The organism is Bradyrhizobium sp. SMVTL-02, from assembly GCF_051853005.1.
In the GTDB taxonomy this organism is placed as follows: Bacteria; Pseudomonadota; Alphaproteobacteria; order Rhizobiales; family Xanthobacteraceae; genus Bradyrhizobium.
In genome coordinates, this window is the sequence record NZ_CP182469.1 from 890,991 (window position 1) to 905,518 (window position 14,528).

14 protein-coding genes and 1 pseudogene are annotated in these 14,528 nt (G+C 65.2%); 10 read left to right on the top strand and 5 right to left on the bottom strand.

Going from position 1 to position 14,528, the window contains the following annotated elements; genetic code table 11:
* Positions 1 to 7: 7 nt before the first annotated feature.
* The 5 genes and pseudogenes from ACNJYB_RS04200 (at position 8) to ACNJYB_RS04220 (ending at position 5,547) form a co-directional block, all read left to right on the top strand.
* Positions 8 to 277: a GlsB/YeaQ/YmgE family stress response membrane protein gene (locus ACNJYB_RS04200; RefSeq protein WP_354110521.1), complete on the top strand. Its 270-nt coding sequence runs from the start codon at positions 8 to 10 to the stop codon at positions 275 to 277.
* A gap of 250 nt (positions 278 to 527) precedes the next feature.
* Positions 528 to 2,276, top strand: coding sequence for a type I secretion system permease/ATPase (locus tag ACNJYB_RS04205; protein ID WP_439372837.1), 1,749 nt, complete (start codon positions 528 to 530; stop codon positions 2,274 to 2,276).
* On the top strand, positions 2,273 to 3,607 hold the full coding sequence (locus ACNJYB_RS04210; RefSeq protein WP_439372838.1) for an HlyD family type I secretion periplasmic adaptor subunit: 1,335 nt from the start codon (positions 2,273 to 2,275) through the stop codon (positions 3,605 to 3,607). Before ACNJYB_RS04205 ends, ACNJYB_RS04210 begins: the two co-directional genes overlap by 4 nt.
* Before the next feature lie 111 nt (positions 3,608 to 3,718).
* Positions 3,719 to 5,190, top strand: a pseudogene (locus ACNJYB_RS04215) (AMP nucleosidase).
* A gap of 81 nt (positions 5,191 to 5,271) precedes the next feature.
* Positions 5,272 to 5,547: a DUF1488 family protein gene (locus ACNJYB_RS04220; protein WP_439372839.1), complete on the top strand. Its 276-nt coding sequence runs from the start codon at positions 5,272 to 5,274 to the stop codon at positions 5,545 to 5,547.
* A gap of 199 nt (positions 5,548 to 5,746) precedes the next feature.
* Here ACNJYB_RS04220 and ACNJYB_RS04225 read toward each other — a convergent pair whose 3' ends face one another.
* Positions 5,747 to 6,229, bottom strand: a complete 483-nt coding sequence (locus ACNJYB_RS04225) for a CinA family protein (RefSeq protein WP_439372840.1) — start codon at positions 6,227 to 6,229, stop codon at positions 5,747 to 5,749.
* Positions 6,230 to 6,374: 145 nt separating this feature from the next.
* Here ACNJYB_RS04225 and ACNJYB_RS04230 point away from each other — a divergent pair, with 145 nt between their 5' ends.
* The 3 genes from ACNJYB_RS04230 to ACNJYB_RS04240 are packed head-to-tail and all read left to right on the top strand — an operon-like array spanning position 6,375 to position 8,981.
* Positions 6,375 to 7,433, top strand: coding sequence for an amidohydrolase family protein (locus ACNJYB_RS04230; protein WP_439372841.1), 1,059 nt, complete (start codon positions 6,375 to 6,377; stop codon positions 7,431 to 7,433).
* 25 nt (positions 7,434 to 7,458) lie between these two features.
* Positions 7,459 to 8,568, top strand: coding sequence for an amidohydrolase family protein (locus ACNJYB_RS04235; protein ID WP_439372842.1), 1,110 nt, complete (start codon positions 7,459 to 7,461; stop codon positions 8,566 to 8,568).
* The gene (locus ACNJYB_RS04240; RefSeq protein WP_439372843.1) at positions 8,568 to 8,981 is read left to right on the top strand and encodes a Rieske (2Fe-2S) protein; all 414 of its coding nucleotides are present in this window, start codon (positions 8,568 to 8,570) and stop codon (positions 8,979 to 8,981) included. The genes ACNJYB_RS04235 and ACNJYB_RS04240 overlap by 1 nt, the downstream gene beginning before the upstream one ends.
* Before the next feature lie 192 nt (positions 8,982 to 9,173).
* On the opposite strand, the gene ACNJYB_RS04245 is transcribed toward ACNJYB_RS04240, so the two are convergent.
* Together ACNJYB_RS04245 and ACNJYB_RS04250 are read right to left on the bottom strand one after the other, a co-directional pair.
* Positions 9,174 to 10,505 (bottom strand): MFS transporter, encoded by a 1,332-nt coding sequence (locus ACNJYB_RS04245; RefSeq protein ID WP_439372844.1) that lies wholly within the window; start codon positions 10,503 to 10,505, stop codon positions 9,174 to 9,176.
* A 142-nt stretch (positions 10,506 to 10,647) separates the two neighbouring features.
* Positions 10,648 to 11,547, bottom strand: a complete 900-nt coding sequence (locus tag ACNJYB_RS04250) for a transcriptional regulator GcvA (protein WP_439372845.1) — start codon at positions 11,545 to 11,547, stop codon at positions 10,648 to 10,650.
* Between the two features lie 110 nt (positions 11,548 to 11,657).
* On the opposite strand from ACNJYB_RS04250, the gene ACNJYB_RS04255 reads away from it, so the two are divergent.
* Both ACNJYB_RS04255 and ACNJYB_RS04260 read left to right on the top strand, forming a co-directional pair.
* Positions 11,658 to 11,861 (top strand): DUF1127 domain-containing protein, encoded by a 204-nt coding sequence (locus ACNJYB_RS04255; RefSeq protein WP_439372846.1) that lies wholly within the window; start codon positions 11,658 to 11,660, stop codon positions 11,859 to 11,861.
* A gap of 69 nt (positions 11,862 to 11,930) precedes the next feature.
* Positions 11,931 to 12,554 (top strand): GNAT family N-acetyltransferase, encoded by a 624-nt coding sequence (locus tag ACNJYB_RS04260; protein WP_439372847.1) that lies wholly within the window; start codon positions 11,931 to 11,933, stop codon positions 12,552 to 12,554.
* 171 nt (positions 12,555 to 12,725) lie between these two features.
* On the opposite strand, the gene ACNJYB_RS04265 is transcribed toward ACNJYB_RS04260, so the two are convergent.
* A complete protein-coding gene (locus tag ACNJYB_RS04265) occupies positions 12,726 to 13,556 on the bottom strand; it encodes an enoyl-CoA hydratase (protein ID WP_439372848.1) in 831 nt (276 codons plus the stop codon).
* Between the two features lie 117 nt (positions 13,557 to 13,673).
* On the bottom strand, positions 13,674 to 14,375 hold the full coding sequence (locus ACNJYB_RS04270; RefSeq protein ID WP_439372849.1) for an SDR family NAD(P)-dependent oxidoreductase: 702 nt from the start codon (positions 14,373 to 14,375) through the stop codon (positions 13,674 to 13,676).
* Between the last annotated feature and the right edge of the window lie 153 nt (positions 14,376 to 14,528).

Below are 14,528 nucleotides of genomic sequence, written 5' to 3' on the forward strand. Positions count from 1 at the left end.
TCAACTTATGTACATTTCTGGCCAAAGCCTCATCGTCATCCTGTTCGTCGGCCTGGTCGCCGGCTGGCTTGCGGGCAAGGTGGTCCGCGGGAGCGGGTTCGGCATCATCGGCGACATCGTGATCGGCATCGCCGGCGCGTTCGTCGCCACCTTCCTGTTCCCGAAGCTCGGTATCCATCTTGGCGTCGGGCTGGTCTCCGAGATCATCTATTCCGCGATCGGCGCCATCATCCTGCTGCTGGTTGTCCGCCTGGTTCGGGGTGGCGGGCGGCTCTAGCCACAACCGACCTGGCGCCTCCCCGTCTTGGTAAAGGCGTCAGGTCCGCAAGAAAAAGCCGCAAGCCTGTGAGATTCCGGGCTTGCGCGCGGGGCCATCAGGGGTAGTAGATGTGGCACCCAGGGGTTTGAATTTGAATTCAACCGCGCTGACGGAGGGGGCGAGAACGCGATGTTAATCCAGGTCAATTACTCCTGAAATTGCCTTTGAAATCAGGGGGCTTGCCCCATACCCGAAAGAGATCAGACTGATGGCAGCCGTACTCGGCGTTCGCCGTTCAGAGCTTGCTGACGCGCTGCGCGCCTGTCGCACGGCGTTCGTCGGCGTCGGCCTGATGAGCTGCGTGATCAACCTGCTCTATCTGACCGGGTCGATCTTCATGCTGGAGGTCTACGACCGGGTGCTGCCGAGCCGCAGCGTTCCAACCCTGGTCGGCCTCATCATCCTCGCCAGCTTCCTCTACGTGGCGCAGGGCGTGCTCGACATGATCCGCAACCGGATCCTGGGGCGGATCGGAACCTCGCTCGATGATGCCCTCAACAAGCGCGTGTTCGACACCATCGTGCGCCTGCCGCTGCTGGTCGGGAGCCGGAACGAGGGCCTGCAGCCGCTGCGCGACCTCGACAATGTCCGCTCCTTCCTCGGCGGCATGGGCCCGAGCGCGTTCTTCGACCTGCCCTGGCTGCCGCTCTACCTCGCCATCTGCTTCGCCTTCCACGTCATGATCGGGGTGACCGCCCTGGTCGGCGCCATCATCCTGGTGGGCCTGACACTGGTCACCGAATTCTTGTCCCGCCAGCCGGCCAAAGAGGCGATGGGCCTTGCCGCGCAGCGCAACGATCTCGCCCAGTCCAGCCGCCGCAACGCCGAGGTGATGGTGGCGATGGGCATGAGCGGGCGGATGAACCAGCGCTGGAGCGAGGCCAACGAAAAATATCTCGCCGGCAATCAGCGTGCGAGCGACGTCGCCGGCGGCCTAGGGGCGGTCGCGAAAGTGCTGCGCATGATGCTGCAATCGGCGGTGCTCGCCGTCGGCGCTTATCTCGTCATTCACCAGGAGGCGACCGCGGGCATCATCATCGCCGGCTCGATCCTCTCCGCCCGCGCGCTGGCGCCGGTCGATCTCGCCATCGCGCACTGGAAGTCGTTCGTCGCGGCCCGCCAGAGCTGGCAACGGCTCACGCGCCTTCTGGAGCAGATGCCGGCGCAGACGATGCCGACCCAGTTGCAGCCGCCGACCAGCCGCCTCACGGTCGAGGGCGTCACCATGGTGCCGCCGGGCGACCAGCGCCTCATCGTGCAGGACGTCAGCTTCGCGCTCGCCGCCGGCAACGGTCTCGGCGTGATCGGGCCGAGCGGCTCCGGCAAATCCTCGCTGATCCGCGCGCTCGTCGGCGTCTGGCAGCCGGTGCGCGGCAAGGTGCGGCTCGACGGCGCGGCGCTCGATCAATGGTCGAGCGACGTGCTCGGCCGCCACATCGGCTATCTGCCGCAGGACGTCGAACTGTTCGGAGGCACCATCGCGCAGAACATCAGCCGGTTCGATCCCGAGGCCACCTCCGACGGCATCATCGCCGCCGCCAAGGAGGCCGGCGTGCACGAGATGATCATCAAGATGCGCGAGGGCTACAACACGCAGGTCGGCGAACAGGGCACGGCGCTGTCCGCTGGCCAGGCGCAGCGAGTCGCGCTGGCCCGCGCGCTCTACGGCAGCCCGTTCCTGATCGTGCTCGACGAGCCCAACTCCAATCTCGATACCGAGGGCGACGAGGCGCTGACCCGCGCCATCCGCTCGGCGCGCGAGCGCGGCGCCATCGTCATCGTGGTGGCGCATCGCCCCATCGGCGTCGAGGCGGTCGATCAGATCCTGGTGCTGCGCGATGGCCGCATGCAGGCCTTCGGCCCGAAGGAGCAGGTGCTCGCCCAGGTGCTGCAGCCGCGGGTGACGCCGCCGGCCCCGATCAAGGTCGTCAGTGAAGGCGGAGTGGCCAAATCATGAGCACGATGGCGATCGGCGGCGCGAAGCCCGCCGCCAAGAAGACCGTGCGTGATTCCATCAGGTTTCACCTGATGCTCGGTCTTGGCATCGTGCTGGTCCTCGTCGTCGGCCTAGGTGGCTGGGCGTCGACGGTGCTGATCTCGGGCGCGTTGATCGCGCCGGGCCAGATCGTGGTCGAATCCAACGTCAAGAAGGTGCAGCATCCGACCGGCGGCGTGGTCGGCGAGCTGCGCGCCCGCGACGGCGACGTGGTCAAGGCCGGCGACATCCTGGTGCGGCTCGACGACACCGTCACCAGGGCGAATCTCGCCATTGTCGTCAAGAATCTCGACGCCGCGCTGGCGCGCACGGCGCGGCTTCAGGCCGAGCAGCGCGGTCTCGACAAGATCGAGTTTCCGCAATCCCTGCTCGATCGCAGCAGCGATCCCGACGTCAAGGCGCTGCTCTCCGCCGAGAGCAAGCTGTTCGACGTCCGCGTCAACGGCCGCGCCGGCCAGAAGGCGCAGCTCCGCGAGCGCGTCCTGCAGCTCAACGAGGAGATCGAGGGCCTGTCCGCGCAGGAGACGGCCAAGGACAAGGAGATCGCGCTGGTCCAGAACGAGCTCACCGGCGTACGCGATCTCTACGACAAGCGTCTGGTGCAGATCTCGCGACTGACCCAGCTCGAGCGCGACAGTGCCCGTCTCAACGGCGAGCGCGCGCAGTACATCGCCTCGCGTGCGCAGGCCAAGGGCAAGATCACCGAGACCGAGCTCCAGATCATCCAGGTCGACAAGGACATGGTCAGCGAGGTCTCCAAGGATCTGCGCGAGACCAACGACAAGATCGGCGAGCTGATCGAGCGCAAGGTGGCCGCCGAGGACCAGCTTCGCCGCGTCGACATCCGCGCGCCCCAGGACGGCATGGTGCTGCAATCGACCGTGCACACCCTAGGCGGCGTCGTCACCGCCGGTGACACTCTGATGCTGATCGTGCCGCAGGCCGACGACCTCCAGGTCGAGGCCAAGGTCAATCCGGTCGACATCGACAAGCTCCAGATCGGCCAGAAGACGCTGCTGCGCCTGTCGGCCTTCAACCAGCGCACCACACCCGAGCTCAACGGCGTGGTCAGCCGAGTCTCGCCCGACGTCACCACCGAGCAGCGCACCGGCCAGAGCTACTACACCATCCGCGTCTCGATGCCGCCGGAAGAGATCGCCCGTCTCGGCGACGTCAAGATCATCCCCGGCATGCCCGTGGAAGCCTTCGTCCAGACCGGCGACCGCACCATGCTGTCCTACCTGATGAAGCCGCTGCACGACCAGCTGATGCGGGCCTTCCGGGAGAAGTGACGCGCGGAAGCGCGTCGTCTTGCCTCGTCATTGCTTCGCCGCGCTCGCAATGACGACTTGGTTGTCAGTTTGCTATACTGCGATTGCAAGCAGCAACCCGGCGGTCGAACAATGCAATCCCCACCCTCCATCGCTACCAAATCCTTCTCCGATGCGTCGGCGGCCGTCGCCCGGCTCGAAGAGATCTACGAGCGTAACACAAAATTCCTGCGCGACCGGTTCGAGGCTTATGTCGGCGGCGAAGCCGTCACCACGCGGGTGCGGGCCTACTATCCCTTCGTCCGCCTCACCACCGCGACGCATGCGCGGCTGGATTCGCGGCTGTCCTACGGCTTCGTCGCCGGGCCCGGTGTGCACGAGACCAGCGTCACGCGGCCGGACCTGTTCCGCGCCTATCTGACCGAGCAGATCGGTTTGTTGATCCAGAACCATGGCGTGCCCGTGGAGATCGGCGAATCGGCCGAGCCGATCCCGATCCATTTCGCCTATCGCCGCGACATCAACATCGAGGCCGCCATCACCACCAGCGAGAACTCGTCCGTCACGCGCTCGCTGCGCGATGCGTTCGACGTGCCTGACCTCGCCACCATGGACGATGCCATCGCCAACGGCACCTTCGAGCTGCAGCCGGGCGCGCCCGAGCCGCTGTCGCTGTTTCGCGCCGCCCGCGTCGACTACTCGCTACGCCGGCTCTACCACTACACCGGCACCGATCCCGAGCATTTCCAGAACTTCGTGATCTTCACCAACTACCAGTTCTATATCGACGCCTTCGCGCAGCTCTGCCAGCAGCGGCTTCAGGCTGCGAAGCCGGCCTCGAGGCCTTCGTCGCGCCCGGCAACGTCATCACGCACGCCGGTGGCGTGACGACGACGGGGACAGCTCCCGTGCGCACGCCGCAGATGCCGGCCTATCACCTGGTCGAACCCGATTATCGCGGCATCACGCTGATCAACATCGGCACCGGCCCGTCCAATGCGCGCAATGTCACCGACCATGTTGCGGTGCTGCGCCCGCACGCCTGGCTGATGCTCGGCCATTGCGCGGGCCTGCGCAACACGCAGCGGCTCGGCGACTACGTGCTTGCGCACGGCTATGTGCGCGAGGACCATGTGCTCGACCGCGAGCTGCCGCTCTGGGTGCCGATCCCGGCGCTTGCCGAGATGCAGGTCGCCCTCGAGGAAGCCGTCGAGGACGTCACGGGCCTCGAAGGTTTCGAGCTCAAGCGCCTGATGCGTACGGGGACCGTCGCGAGCGTCGACAACCGCAACTGGGAGATCTCGGGGCCCGAGGTAATCCGCCGCATGTCGCAGTCCCGCGCGGTGGCGCTCGACATGGAATCGGCCGCGATCGCCGCCAACGGTTACCGCTTCCGCGTTCCCTACGGCACGCTGCTGTGCGTCTCCGACAAGCCGCTGCACGGCGAGATCAAGCTCGCGGGCATGGCCAGCGAGTTCTATCGCCGTCGCGTCGGCCAGCATCTCGAAATCGGCCTGAAGGCGCTGGAGCGGCTCAAGCAGCAGGAATCGGAGCGCCTGCATTCGCGAAAGCTCCGCAGTTTTGCCGAAGTCGCGTTCCAATAGGACGGCGTCCCGTCGCTTTGCTGCTGACATGGCGGGGAATTTTCAGCATTGTAGGCGCGGGGGCCGACCGGATCTATTTCAATGCCGCTGACGCGCGACAAGATCATCGGCCATGACCTCGAACGGCTGGCCTTCCGTTTCACCATGCTGAACGATGGCGATGTCGTCGACTGCCAGATCAGCGACGCCGCCATGGACGAGCTCGCGGGCATGCAGGGCACCGAAAGCAGCGCGCGGCAGGCCCAGTTCCTGTCCCTGCGCGAGACCATCGAGCGGATCGCGTCGGACCTCTACGACGAGGCGCCGAGGGTGCAGGGCTATGTGGTGCGGATTTTCATGCGGCATCTAGGGCGGTAACTGTCGTGCCATCTTCCGTCGTCCCACCCTCCGCCGTCATGCCCCGGCTTGACCGGGGCATCCGGTACGCCGCGGCCGGTGTGGCGAGAGCGAGCTCTTCAACGCCGGCCTCTGGAATACTGGATCGCCCGGTCAAGCCGGTCGATGACAGCAGTATTGTTGCAAGACCATCTCGACCCACTGTGAAGACCACGGCAGTTCACCCCTCAAGCTTCCTCAGCAACAACTTCAACGCCATCGCTGCAAACGCCTGCATGTTCGCAAACCGGTCATTGCTGCCGGTCTCCAGCGTCATCACCCCTGACGCAGGCCCCGCGACCGCCATGCAGCTGTGGCCGGCGGCGTCGCCGTCGCGGTTGCCGGTGGGGCCGGCGGCGCCGGTCTCGGACAGGCCCCAGTCGCTGCCAAAGCGGCTGCGCATCTGCTCGGCGAGCAGCTTTGCGTAAGGCTCAGATGAGGAACGAAAGCCCTTCATTCCTTCATCCGAAATATCCATCAGCACGCGCCTGGCATCGCGGGTGTAGACCACGGCGCCGCCGAGGTAATAGGCGGACGCGCCGGGCACCGCGAGCAGGCTGGCCGAGATCAGTCCGCCGCCGGACGATTCCGCCACCGCAATGGTCTGTTTGCGCGCGATCAGTTTCGCCGCGACCTGTTCCGCAATGCCGATGAGCTCTTTCATCCCAAGACCCCTTGTTCCTTCGCAACCGAGCTCAGCCTTCCTAGCATATGACAGCAGGCTTGGCCGAGTTGCGGGCGACGGACAGGCCTGCTTGAATGGCAGGTACAAAACGAGACATGCGAGGAAACGTGAGAAGGGAGACGTCATGGCGTCCCTGATCGCCGGCGGCATCGATTGCGACGTGCATCCGGCCGTGCCGCATCTGACCAGCCTGCTGCCGTACCTCGACGACTACTGGCGCGATCAGGTGACGACGCGCGGCATGGTCGACCTCGTATCGCAATCCTATCCGAAGAATTCGCCGATCACGGCGCGACCCGACTGGCGCCCCGAGAGCGGCAAGCCGGGCGAGAGCCTCGAGGCCATGCAGCGCCATGTGCTCGATTCCTTCCGGCTCAAGCATGCCATCTGCAATCCGCTCTATGGCGTGCAGATGGTGTTCTCCGAGGACATGCAGGCCGCGTTCTGCCGCGCGCTGAACGACTGGCTCGTGAAGGAATGGCTCGATCGCGATTCACGGCTGCGTGGTTCGATCGTGATTCCCACGCAAAGCATCGAGAAGGCCGTCGCCGAGATCGAGCGCTACGCGCAGGACAGGCGCTTCGTGCAGGTGCTGATGCTGGTGATGGGCGACACGCCGCTCGGCAAGCGCGCGCTGTGGCCGATCTATGAAGCCGCGGAACGGCTTGGCCTGCCGATCGGCATCCACGCCGGTTCAGCCTATCACAATCCGCCGACTGCGGTGGGATGGGGCTCTTATCACATCGAGGATTATGTCGGTCAGGCCCAGGCGTTCCAGGCGCAGCTCACCAGCCTGATCGTCGAAGGCGTGTTCGCCAAATATCCGCGGCTGAAAATGGTGTTGCTGGAATCCGGCGTCTCCTGGATCGCGCCCTATCTCTGGCGGCTGCACAAGTTCTGGCGCGGGGTGCGGATGGAGACCCCGTGGGTCGATCGCGCACCGCTGGAACTTGTGCGCAGCAACATCCGCTTTTCGTTACAGCCATTTGATGCGCCGCCGGAACCCGAGACATTAATTCGCCTGTTTGAGCATATGCAGTCGGACGAATTGGTCTTATTCTCCACGGACTATCCGCACTGGCAGTTCGACGACCAGGACGCGCTGCCCGAAGGTCTGTCCCCCGATCTCGTGCGCAAGATCATGATCGACAATCCGTATGCGACCTATCCCCGCCTGACGTGAGCCCGCTGCCAAAGGAGGCAAGGCGATGAATATCCAGTTCCGCGAGAACCAAGAAGCCGCTTCCCCACTGACCGTCAAAACCGCGATCGCGGACTGCGACATCCACCCGGCACGCGCCACCCGCACCGAGCTCTATCCCTATCTCGCCAAGCGCTGGCAGCATCATCTCGAGATCTACGGCGTTCATGCCTATCAGGGCATGATGGAGGGCCCGCCCTACCCGAAGGCGCAGCCCAACGCCTCGCGCCGCGATGCCTATCCGCCCGAAGGCGGCCCGCAGGGCTCCTCGCTCGCCTTCATGCAGAAGCAATTGCTTGATCCCAACAATGTGCAGCTCGGCGTGCTCAATCCGCTCAACACCGGGCAGGGCATCCGCAATCACGAGCTCTCGGCCGCGCTGTGCTCGGCGATCAATGACTGGCAGATCGACAAATGGACCAGCAAGGACAAGCGGCTGAAAGCGTCGATCGTCGTGGGCAATGAGGACGGGCTGTCGGCCGCCGCCGAAATCCGCGAGCGCGCCGGCGACAAGAATTTTGTGCAGGTGCTCTTGCTCAGCCGCAATGTCGAGCCGCTCGGCCAGCGCCGCTACTGGCCGATCTATCAGGCCGCGGAAGAGGCCGGTCTTCCCGTCGGCGTCCACGCCTTCGGTTTCGGCGGCAACCCGATCACGCCGTCGGGCTGGCCGAGTTACTACATCGAGGAGATGGTCGGCCACTCGCAGTGCCAGCAATCGGCGCTGGCGAGCCTCGTGCTGGAGGGTGTGTTCGAGCGCTTCCCGAAGCTGAAAATGGTGATGATCGAGGCTGGCTTCGGCTGGGCGCCGTCATTGGCATGGCGGCTGGACAAGGCCTGGCAGCGGCTGCGCAGCGAGGTGCCGCACGTGAAGCGGCCGCCGTCGGAATATATCCGCGAGCAGGTGTGGTGGACGACGCAGCCGATGGAGGATCCTGAAAGCCGCGAGGATCTCTTCGACGTCATCAAATGGATCGGCTGGGACAGGTTGCTGTTCGCGACCGACTATCCGCATTGGGACTACGACGAGCCCTCGCGCGTGCTGCCGGCGGGCGTCAGCGAAGCCAACCGCGAGGCGTTCTATCTCGGCAATGCGAAGAAGCTGTACGGCATTTCCTGATGGCAAGACACGTCATTGCCGCGGTCGATGAGCTTCCGCCCGGCACGCGAAAATTCCTGGAGATCGACGGCCGGCCGATCGCGGTCTTCAACATCAGGGGCGAATATTTCGGCCTGATGAACCGCTGCCCGCATCAGGGTGCGGCATTGTGCGAGGGGCCGCTGATCGGCCTTGCGCAGTCGAGCAATCCCGGCGAGATCGAGTACACCAAGCTCGGCGAGATCATCCGTTGCCCCTGGCATGGCTGGGAGTTCGATATCCGCACGGGGCAATCCTACTGCGATCCCCGCCGCTTCCGCGTGAAGGCCTATCCGGCCCATGTCGAGCCCGGCGCAAGCGTGATGAAGGGCCCGTATGTGGCGGAGACGATTCCTGTGAAGGTCGAGAGCGATTACGTGGTGGTGGAGCTGTAGCCGCGCCGGTGGTGCGCGCCCGTTCTTACGGGGTCGGGACGAGCTACGCTCGCCCTGAGAGGATTTGCGGTGAGGGGCCTCTCTGAACACGAGCGGTCGTCGAGAGACCTGTACCCCCTCACCCGGATCGCAAGAGCGATCCGACCTCTCCCCGCAAGCGGCCCGCAATCGGGGAGAGGTGACGACAGCCCGTCAATGCCCCGCAACCGGCTCCGCCGTCGTATCGTATGTCGGCACCGCCTTACCACCGCCGCGATACACGATCGAGGCCGCGATGATGCCGAGCAGCGCCGCGAACATCAGCCAGGCGCCGGGCGCGGCCTTGTTGCCGGTGGTGTCGATCAGCCAGGTCGAGGCGAACGGCGTGAAGGTGCCGAACAGCGCGGCGGCGAGCGCGAAGGCGAGCGAGAAGCAGGTGGTGCGCACATGCGCGGGCACGATCTCCACGAGGGCGCCGAGCATGGTGCCGCTGTACATTCCGAAATAGAACGAGAACATCATCTCGACGGCGAGCAGCTTGCCGAAGGTCGGCGCGGACACCAGCCAGGACAGCGCCGGATAGGCGGTGAGGAGCGAGAGGCTGGCGATCCCGATCAGCACCGGCTTGCGGCCGATGCGGTCGGACAGCGCGCCGCCGACTGGATTCCAGATGAAGTTGGTGACTGCCACCAGCAGCGTCACCAGCAGCGCGTCCTGCGTCGACAGCTTCAGCACCGTCTTGCCGAAGGTCGGTGTGTAGACGGTGACGAAGTAGAACGTTGTCGTGGTCAGGACCGCGATCATCATGCCGAGAATGACGATGCGCCAGTTGGCGAGCGCGGAGGCGAACACTTCGCTGGCCGTCGGGTGCTTCTTCATGGCGAGGAAGGCCGGCGTTTCCTCCAGCGTGCGCCGCAGGAAGAAGATCAAGGGAATGATCAGGCAGCCGACGAAGAACGGAATGCGCCAGCCCCAGGACGCGACGGTGTCGGCCGGCATCACCTCGGACAGGAGATAGCCGAGGATCGACGCCACGAAGATCGCGACCTGCTGGCTCGACGACTGGAACGAGGTGTAGAAGCCGCGATTGCCGGGCGTGGAGATCTCAGCGAGATACACCGACACGCCGCCGAGTTCGACGCCGGCGGAGAAGCCCTGGAGCAGGCGGCCGATCAGCACGATGACGGGCGCCGCGATGCCGATGGTCGCATAGGTCGGGCAGAACGCGATGACGACGGTGCCGAACGCCATGATGCCGAGCGTGACGATCAGGCCCTGGCGCCGGCCGATGCGGTCGATATACGCGCCGAGCACGATCGCGCCGACGGGGCGCATCAAGGCGCCGAGCCAGAACACGCCAAACGTGTTGAGCAGCGAGGCCGTCTCGTTGGTCGAGGGGAAGAACGCCTTGCCGATCGCGGCGGCGTAGAAGCCGAACAGGAAGAAATCGAACTGCTCGAGGAAATTGCCGCTGGTGGCGCGCAGGATCGCGCCGATGCGCGACTTGATCTCGGGCGGATTGGTTGAGGCGGCTGGTCCAGCCATGACGTTGCTCCCCGTGGAAAGGCGTGGCCGGACCGGAACTCATGTCACGGCTGGGCGACAGATTGGTCTGCGGCAATCTGCCCTACCCCTTCCTGCGCGGGGCGGACCGAGTCAATCCGTTTCGCCACGAAGCTGCTGATTTTCAGGCCTTATTTTGCGTTGCAGCAACCAGCCATTGGCGGAACGCGGTCAGCTTCGGCGTCTCGCGGCGGCCGTCCGGTGCGACCAGGTAGAAGCCGGCATCGGCCGGCAGCGCGATCTTGAACGGCACCACCAGCCGGCCCTTGGCGATGTCGTCCTGCACGTAGGAGGTCCGCCCCATCGCCACGCCGATGCCGTCGATCGCGGCCTGGATGGTCATGAAGATCATGTCGAAGGTGATGCCGGGGTGCTGCGCGATATTGGCCGGCAGGCCTGCCGCCGTCAGCCATAGCCGCCAGTCGTCGCTGTTGGCGTTGGAGGTGTGCAGCAGCGGATGGTTGCGCAGATCCTCGGGCCGGCGCAGCGGCTTCTCGCCGCGCAGCAGCGAGGGGCTGCACACCGGAAACAGCTCGTCGGCCATCAGCCAGTCGGCGCGCAGGCCCGGCCACTGGCCGCGGCCGTAGCGGATCGCGGCATCGACGTCATCGCGCTGGAAGTCGACGAGGCTGGTCGAGGTGGTGATGCGGACGTCGATGCCGGGATGCTGCTCCTGAAAATCGGCCAGCCGCGGCAGCAGCCATTTTGCCGCGAGCGAGGCCAGCGTCGACACCGTCAGCACCTTGTCGTCGTCCTTGCGCAGGAGACGATCGGTGGCAAGGCGCAGATCGTTGAAGGCGGCGCGCACGCCCGGCAGATAGTCACGCGCCTCCGGCGTCAGCGCCAGCGCGCGATTTTGCCGGATGAACAGGCGGATGCCGAGCTCCTCTTCGAGCCGGCGGATCTGATGGCTGATCGCGGTCTGGGTCACGTTCAACTCGCTGGCGGCCAGCGTGAAGCTGAGATGGCGCGCGGCGGCCTCGAACGCCCGCAATCCGTTCAGCGAGGGCAATCTGGCAGTCATCTGGCAGCAGGATGCATGACGTTATTTCATGCGAAAGGGTACAAATTGTCGTTTGTCGTAGCGGACTTAGAAGCAGATATTCGCGGTCAACTTAGCTCCAGGAGCTGAAAATGTCTACGTTGACCGACAATTCGATGACAAATCATCATGCAAACGGCCTGATCCATCAGATCGGCGAGACGCTCCACGTCTGGCACGAGCGCTACCGGACCCGGCGCGAGCTGACCCACTGGACTGCCCGCGACCTCCATGACGTCGGGCTGTCCTGGTCCGACATCGCCGACGAGGCCCACAAACCCTTCTGGCGGGCCTGATTGGCCGCCAGGCCGGCGCCGCCTGATCATAGGGGCGCCGGCGGTCCCTTTTCGTGAAGGGCTCGTCTCATGAGCACTCTCCGCCTCGAAGACCTGAAGCAATATTCGGACACGTTGCGCACCCCGGACGGTACCGCGCTGAACGTTCGCTTCGTCGAGCCACGCGACACCGATGAGCTGCAGCATTATTTCCGCTCGCTCTCGACCCGCTCCCGCTACAACCGCTTCTTCGGCGCGATCAGCGAATTGCCGAAGGGCCTGCTGCACGACTTCCTCGAGGTCGGTGAGCGCGAGTGTTTCACCGTCGTCGCGACCATGATGGTCGACGGCTACGAGGCCATCGTCGCCGAGGCACGCTATGCCTTGCATGCGGAAACTGCGACGCTCGAATTCGGCCTTTCGGTCGATGACCGCTGGCAGGGCCACGGCATCGCCACCGCGCTGATGAAGAACCTCGAATGCCGCGCAGCCGCGCTTGGCGCTGAGCACATGTTCGGCGATACGCTGCGCTCCAACGAGGCGATGGTTTCGCTCGCGCGCAAATCCGGCTTCGCCTTCGTCAATCATCCTGATGACTGGAAGCTGGTGCGCTTCGACAAGGAAATCAGCGTCGCACCGAAGGAGATTCCCTGCGCGAGCTGGCGCATCGCCGCCCTTTCCCGTCAGGCCGACAGTCCCTCAGCCTCGGCCTGACACCACTGCAAGCCCGGCCTGGTCATCCAGAGCCGGGTATTTTTTTGCCTGCAGTCTCTCTCCAGCGTCATTCCGGGGCGCGCATAGCGCGAACCCGGAATCCATTTCACCGGGTGTCCTGCGGCCCCATGGATTCCGGGTTCGATGCTCCGCATCGCCCCGGAATGACAGCTACTTCCCCGTGAACACCGCTTTCCGCTTCTCGATGAACGCCTGCACCGCCTCCTTGTGATCGGCGGTCGTTGTCAGCCGGACCAGCCGTTCGGCCTCATGGTCGCGGGCGGTTTCGAAGTCGAACAGCAGGGCCTCGTCGAGATTGTCCTTCATGTAGCGTAGCGCGAGGCGCGGGCCTTCGGCGAGTGATCTTGCCAGCGTGAACGCCTCATTCTGCAATTTGTCGTCGGGCACGACACGGTTGACGAGGCCGATCGCTTCGCAGCGCGCGGCATCGACGCGCTCGCCGGTGAACATCAATTCGCGCGCCCGCGCGGTGCCGACGAGGCGGGTGAGCAGCCAGGCGATGCCGTAGTCGCCGGAGAGTGCGATGCGGGCGTAGCCGGTGGCGACGAAGGCCGATTGCGCGGCGATGCGGATGTCGCAGGCCATGGCGATGGCAAGTCCGGCGCCGACCGCGGGGCCGGGCAGGGCGGCGATGGTCGGCTTGCGCACCGACACCAGCGCGCCGGTGAGCAGCCGCTGCCGCTCCTGCAGGTCGGCGATGCGGTCGTCCAGCGACATCTCCAGCTTTTTGGAGTCGCGATGCGCGCCCATGCCCTTGACGTTGCCGCCGGCGCAAAAGGCTTCGCCCGCGCCGGTGAGCAGCAGCGCGCCCACCTGCGGATCCTCGGCGCAGGTCCGGATCATGGTGCGCAGCGCCGGCGTCAGCGCGTCCGACAGCGAATTACGCGCCTCCGGCCGGTTCAGCGTGATGATCGCGACGCGGTCGCGGATGACGCAGAGAAGCTCGCTGGTGCCGGTGTCGATGGTGGTTTCGGTGGTCATGTCGCCTCACTCCCTTCGTCATTGGGAGCGAGGCGAAGCAATCCAGTCTGCTTCCGCGGAGACATTTCTGGATTGCTTCGCTTCGCTCGCAATGACAGTTGCGATTAAGTTATTGTCTCAAAACTTCTCCACCCAGGGCCGCAGCTCCAGCTCCCAGCTCCAGGCGCTGCGCGGCTGCTGCAATACATTCCAATAGCTCGCCGCGATGGCATCGGGATCGAGCATTGAATCCGGCTTGTCGGCAGGCTCGGTGCGCGCCGCGCTGCGGATGCCGCCGTCGATCACGAAATGCGCGACATGGATGCCTTGCGGCGAGAGTTCGCGCGCCAGGCTTTGCGCCAGCCCGCGCAGCGCGAACTTGCCCATCGCGAACGAGGCGGACTGGGCGTAGCCCTTGACGCTGGCGGAAGCGCCGGTGAACAGGATCGCGCCGTGCTGGTTCGGCAGCATGCGCTTGGCCGCCTGCTGCGCCACCAGGAAGCCGCCATAGGCGCTGACCGCGATGGCCTGCGCGACGTCGGCCGGGATCAGGTCGACGAACGGCCCGCGGGTGCGGCCGCTGGCATTGTAGACGACGAGATCGGGCGTGCCGATCTCGCGCTCGACCAGGCCGAACAGCCGCTCGACCTCCTCCGGCTCGGTGGCGTTGCAGGCGTAGGCCTTCGCGCCGGTCTCGCTGCAGAGCGCGCCGAGCTTCTCGATTTTTCGCGCGGCAAGTGCGACGCGGATGCCCTGGGCGGACAGCAGCCGGGCCAGAGAGGCGCTCAGGCCTTCGCCGGCACCGACGATAAGCGCGATCTTGTAGTTCGGGTGTTCCATGGCGTGATCTCTCAGGACGGGGAGCCGCTGATCTATGCATGGGTCGCGCGGACAACCAGCCAAGAACCGACGGCCCGCTGATCACAATTCCGCAGAGCGAATTGCTCCATCACGGCGATCATGCCTCCCTGACAATTTGCGGCTTTATCGCGC